This is a genomic window from Streptomyces sp. FH025 (assembly GCF_017427025.1).
Taxonomy (GTDB): Bacteria; Actinomycetota; Actinomycetes; order Streptomycetales; family Streptomycetaceae; genus Kitasatospora.
Genome location: NZ_JAFLNG010001181.1, coordinates 1 through 1,213, shown reverse-complemented (window position 1 = coordinate 1,213; position 1,213 = coordinate 1). Strand labels below are relative to the sequence as shown.

General features: G+C 72.7%; 2 protein-coding genes. One reads left to right on the top strand and one right to left on the bottom strand.

Annotated features, from left to right (window positions below; genetic code table 11):
• Nucleotides 1-508 (bottom strand): DinB family protein (locus J0670_RS38280; RefSeq protein ID WP_207817375.1); only part of this gene is annotated, 508 nt, incomplete at its 3' end.
• Between the two features lie 115 nt (nt 509-623).
• Between J0670_RS38280 and J0670_RS38275 the strand changes: the two genes are divergently transcribed.
• The coding region (locus J0670_RS38275; RefSeq protein ID WP_207817374.1) for a YafY family protein at nt 624-1,213 on the top strand (590 nt) is incomplete at its 3' end.

The following is a 1,213-nucleotide window of genomic DNA, read 5'->3' as shown; positions in this document are numbered from 1 at the left end:
TGATGTCGGCGTGGCCCGCGTGCTGGGCGGTCTCGGCGAGGATGTGCAGCAGCACCCGGCGGGCCGACCACTCGGTGTCCGCCTCGAACCAGGGGGCCTTCGGCAGCGGCTGGCTGGCGTTCAGGTCGGGCAGGGTGGCCACCAACTCATCGGTGCGGCGCGCCACTTCGGCGTAAGCGGCGAGGACGCCGGCCAGCGTCTCGCCGGGCAGCAGCCGGAACTCGTCGGCGCGGCGGGCGAAGTCCTCCTCGGTCCAGGCCGTGAAGTCGGGCATCGCGGAGGGGCCCTCCACGATGAAGTCCACCCACAGCCGCTCGCCCCTGGTCATGTGCTTGATCAGGCCGCCCAGGCACAGCTCGCCGGCGGTGGTCCGCAGGCCGGCCTGTTCGTCGGTGAGGTCGCGGGTGGTGAAGCGCAGGAAGTGCCGCTGCTTCTCCAGGGCCGCCAGGAGGTCGGCGCGCTCGCCGGTGAGGGCGGGGGTTTCGGTGATGGTGGTCGTGGTGGTCATGGTTCTCGCCTTTCGTTCGGGTTCCCGTCTCCGGGTTCCTGCTCCCTCGGACAAGAACCACGCTATGGGCCATTGCGGCCACTTTCCGTCCTGAATTCCGACGAGAATGGCGGGCATGGCGAACACCAGCACCCGTACGCTGCGACTGCTCTCGTTGCTCCAGACCCACCGCTACTGGCCCGGCGAGGAGCTCGCCGAGCGGCTCGGAGTCTCCGCCCGCACCCTGCGCCGCGACATCGACCGGCTGCGCGAACTCGGCTACCCCGTCGAGGCCCAGCGCGGGGTCGACGGCGGCTACCAGCTGGCGGCGGGCGCGGCGCTCCCGCCGCTGGTCATCGACGACGAGGAGGCGGTCGCCCTCGCGGTGGGCCTGCAAGCGGCCGCGGAGAGCCCGGTGGAGGGCGTCGCCGAGGGCTCCGTCCGGGTGCTCGCCAAGGTCGTGCAGGTGATGCCGGCCCGGCTGCGCCGCCGGGTCGAGGCGCTGCGCGCGATGACCGTTCCCGTTGACTGGGGTGCCTCGGCCGGCGCGGGCGTCGACCCGGACGCCCTCACCGTGGTCGCCCTCGCCTGCCGAGACGCCGAACGACTGCACTTCTCGTACACCGCGGCGTCCGGGCGGAGCACCGAGCGGCACGTCGAGCCGCACCGGTTGGTCTGCCTCGGCCGGCGCTGGTACCTGGTCGCGTACGACCTCGACCGGGCCGA